The organism is Microcoleus sp. Pol8_D6, from assembly GCF_036700965.1.
Classification (GTDB): Bacteria; Cyanobacteriota; Cyanobacteriia; order Cyanobacteriales; family Microcoleaceae; genus Microcoleus.
The window spans coordinates 1-3,279 of the sequence record NZ_JAUBPW010000145.1; the positions used below are offsets into that span (position 1 = coordinate 1).

Annotated in this window: 5 protein-coding genes; all 5 read right to left on the reverse strand. The window is 46.3% G+C overall.

Annotated elements, in window-relative coordinates:
* Positions 1-74 precede the first annotated feature (74 nt).
* The 5 genes from QUA10_RS29250 to QUA10_RS28750 all read right to left on the reverse strand — a co-directional run bounded on the left by QUA10_RS29250 (position 75) and on the right by QUA10_RS28750 (position 3,114).
* Complete coding sequence (locus QUA10_RS29250; protein ID WP_333154382.1) at positions 75-212, reverse strand: TMEM175 family protein; 138 nt, start codon at positions 210-212, stop codon at positions 75-77.
* A gap of 397 nt (positions 213-609) precedes the next feature.
* Entirely contained in the window at positions 610-1,011 is a 402-nt protein-coding gene (locus QUA10_RS28735) for a RidA family protein (RefSeq protein ID WP_333085927.1), read from the reverse strand.
* Between the two features lie 255 nt (positions 1,012-1,266).
* Positions 1,267-1,992 (reverse strand): alpha/beta hydrolase, encoded by a 726-nt coding sequence (locus tag QUA10_RS28740; protein ID WP_333085928.1) that lies wholly within the window; start codon positions 1,990-1,992, stop codon positions 1,267-1,269.
* A 334-nt stretch (positions 1,993-2,326) separates the two neighbouring features.
* Positions 2,327-2,707, reverse strand: a complete 381-nt coding sequence (locus QUA10_RS28745; protein ID WP_223300938.1) for an SgcJ/EcaC family oxidoreductase — start codon at positions 2,705-2,707, stop codon at positions 2,327-2,329.
* Positions 2,708-2,724: 17 nt separating this feature from the next.
* Positions 2,725-3,114: a cupin domain-containing protein gene (locus tag QUA10_RS28750; RefSeq protein ID WP_015179730.1), complete on the reverse strand. Its 390-nt coding sequence runs from the start codon at positions 3,112-3,114 to the stop codon at positions 2,725-2,727.
* Positions 3,115-3,279: the final 165 nt, after the last annotated feature.

The window sequence follows — 3,279 nt, forward strand, 5'->3', positions numbered from 1 at the left end:
AAACTTATATTTAACTCACCTTGAATATATCGATCGCTCCTGCTAGTGGTCTGCGATCAATTATTCAGCAAACCCTAGCTTAGAAAGGTTGGAATCAGCGGACGTAGTGCAGCTAAATCTGATTCATGAGGTGTTTTCAACTCCAGCACCATAATGGTGATAATAATAGCAATTACCCCATCACTGAATGCTTCTAACCTACCTTTAACCATTTTTGGGTATGCTCCTTGTCTGCTTACCGTGTTGTATAACTGCCGTTTGCAAAAATGGTTGTTTGGTTATCCACTATCCATTTAGTATCTCTAAGTGACAGTAGATCGCTTCAGACTTTGTATCAAGGTCGCTAGTCCATCCGCTTCAGCAGTTTGCAATTTGTTAGCCTTACACGGTTGGGGAACGCTCTAGGGCTACTCGCTCCCAATGCCCTAAGTTGGCTGCTGCTTCATAGGTGCTTTGGGAAAAAAGCAAGGAGCGTTGCATAGGTATCCTGCCAAGCTGCTAAGGGCAAACTGGGCCAAATGATTGAGGCTGATGTGAAATCTGAAATTAGGGGCGCGTCCTTCTCCTGGGCGTAGTCGCCGAATCACCCCGTTGCCGCTTGTGCAAAATTCACGGAACAATTGCAGTCACGCGGATTTCAACACGCATCGTTGGCAGTCCAAGCGCCGCCACTCCTAGCTCTGTCCAAATTGGGGCGTGGTTGGGCATGTAATGACGAAATAGCCTGACTATCACATCATTAACCTCTGGGGGAAACCCGCCAACATGGTAAGAATTGACGTGAACCACATGCTCCCAACTCGCACCAGCAGTTGCCAAGGTTCGCTCTATGTTCCGAAATGCCTGAGCAATCTCATCTGCGATCGCTTCGGGAATTTGCAGATTGTCATCCCAGCCGCCTTGGCCGGATGTCTCGACGCGATCGCCAATTTTTACCGCTTGCGAGTAATGCAAATTATTCAGCATATATTCCCCATAACCGGGGGTGACAAAAAACTCGGGCTTTTTCATTGTGTTCCTTTGTTCAGTACGTTGTGTTTATTATGTAGAAAAGAGGTTTGTAATCTAATTCACGCGATGAATTCGATGCCATACTTGGGTGCCGCTGCCAAAACTCGCTCGATCGCTTCCGGAGTGACTGAGCGTAATGGAGCCTCTAGGTTGTCTACTGGAACTCGGCATCTCTAAAGTGTGGTGAGTCGAAGTACCTGATTGCTTTCAGATTCTTACGATGATTTCTCAAATACCTGTGATGAACTGTCGCGGCTAGTCGCGCCCTGCGACAATAATCTTTTCGGCTAGACCGACTGGGTTAGAAAACATCACCTCATGACCACCCGGCATTTGCACGAGCCGAAATAGCCCCAAGCGGCTAGACATTTTGGGATGCCAACCCCACTCGCCTTGGGGCAGGCAAGTATCTTCTGTACAGTAGAGGTAACTTTTAGGAATCGATAGCGAGTAAAACTGCTTCAAGTCCAGCTTGTCAATCAATGGTTGATACGGTTCAGGGGATAATTGTGTGTAACTGGATTGAGCCAGCTTGAGGTCAGCATCGTTGAGAAACACTTCTCGCCAAATCTCAAAAGGCATCGTTATCGTATTATCGTCCGATTCTCTCGCTAGATTGTCGAGTAACGCTTGAGTGTCAGGTGGGATGTTGTCTTTGAGGCTCTCACCATCATTCAGGACAAAGGCATTGAAAAAGATTAGCCGTCGAATGCGATCGCGGATTGCTTCAGCAACTTTGGCAATAATGCTGCCACCAAAGCTATGTCCAAGTAAGACAATATCGGTTAAGTCTTTCTCAACAATGTAATCGACGATCGACTGGGTACATTGAGCATGGTTGACGTTTTTATTCACGCCTTTACCATGACCCGCGATCGTGGGAGCAAAAGCCTGATGACCTTTCGCTTCTAGATGTTGGATGACCGCGTTCCAAGCAGAACCATCGTGCCACGAGCCGTGAACTAAGACAAAGGTTGACATTGGATGACTCCTTGCAATGCGGGATGAATATTCTGTTCTAATGACATTAAAAGTTTCTCCTTTGCTATCTGCAACGAATTCATTACGTTTCTGTAGCAGCGGAAGGTAAAGTTCCAGGTGGCCCTAAAATTTCGTCGCCAATCTCAACAGAAATCTGATCAACCAGCGATCATTATTAAAAACTCGAGATTGATCTGCTTGATGACGCTGCTTGAGACCTGCAACGAGGTCGGTTACTTGACGTTGAGCCTCTGCACTCAGCGAGTCAAACTCGTCCAAGAAGAATTGCCGTTCTAGCCTTAACTTCCGGGTATTGAGCAACCCTTCGATCTGTCTAACCTTCGTCGTGTTTCGTTACGACATATAGCGGCAGCGAATCTCGTGACGGTGAAGCTTTGGTTTGTCCGGGTAGTATTACCCTGACAACTCCGTTCATGAGAGCAAGTTGAGGATTCAGGAAGTGGACGAAATTCACCTCACCCTCCAAACGTGTTCCTTTGACAACCGTGTCGAACGCTTGCTGATGAAATGCAGCGATCGCTTTTCGACCCTTGAGATGCGTTCCCTCGAACGCGATGAAATCGGCAGTTTCGCTAAACGGGGCAGCAAAGCCTTCCCCGCTACCTCGATTCCAAGCATCAATCATCTGGTGAAGGAAAGCACGGATTGCCGACTCGTCAGCAGTAGTGGTGGTTTGAGCTGTTTGTGAATTCATAGTTTTGAGCGATTGGATTAGAGTGATCCGGTTGCCTCAATTTCAGGTGCATAAATCGTTTCGTCTTCTTTGCGCCAAGCTGGATCGACTAGACAAACGAAAACAATAGGTTCGTCGCCATAGTTGTGAAGGAACTGGATTGCATTTGGAGGAATGTAAACCGCATCGCCTGGTTCAACGCGACAAACTTCACTGTCGATCGACATTTCTCCAACACCGCTAATGATGTAATAAACCTCAGAAGTCTTTAGAGAATGGGGAATCGAAGTTTTGCCAACAGGCAAGATCGCATGCGCCAAACTGTAACGCAAGTTGATGTCTTGTTTGTCAGGATGAAGCAGTTCGCGCAGAACAGTTCCATCTCCAGCGATAATTTCTTCACAGTCGTTTAGTTTTTGGATCAGCATACGTTTAGGTTTGCAATTACACAATCGGAGCAAGTTCAGAATCTGTGAATTTTGAAGGTTATACCAATTCTCCAAAATTATGCTACATTATTTAGTGCCGATAGAATATAATCCCATCCCGTGATAGATGCGATTGTTTCACTTGAAAATTCTTCAATAAAATTG

What these genes read in the sequence shown, in the direction of transcription:
- QUA10_RS29250 (WP_333154382.1), bottom strand. Translation starts at nt 212, where the DNA reads ATGGTTAAAGGTAGGTTAGAAGCATTCAGTGATGGGGTAATTGCTATT.
- QUA10_RS28735 (WP_333085927.1), bottom strand. Translation starts at nt 1,011, where the DNA reads ATGAAAAAGCCCGAGTTTTTTGTCACCCCCGGTTATGGGGAATATATG.
- QUA10_RS28740 (WP_333085928.1), bottom strand. Translation starts at nt 1,992, where the DNA reads ATGTCAACCTTTGTCTTAGTTCACGGCTCGTGGCACGATGGTTCTGCT.
- QUA10_RS28745 (WP_223300938.1), bottom strand. Translation starts at nt 2,707, where the DNA reads ATGAATTCACAAACAGCTCAAACCACCACTACTGCTGACGAGTCGGCA.
- QUA10_RS28750 (WP_015179730.1), bottom strand. Translation starts at nt 3,114, where the DNA reads ATGCTGATCCAAAAACTAAACGACTGTGAAGAAATTATCGCTGGAGAT.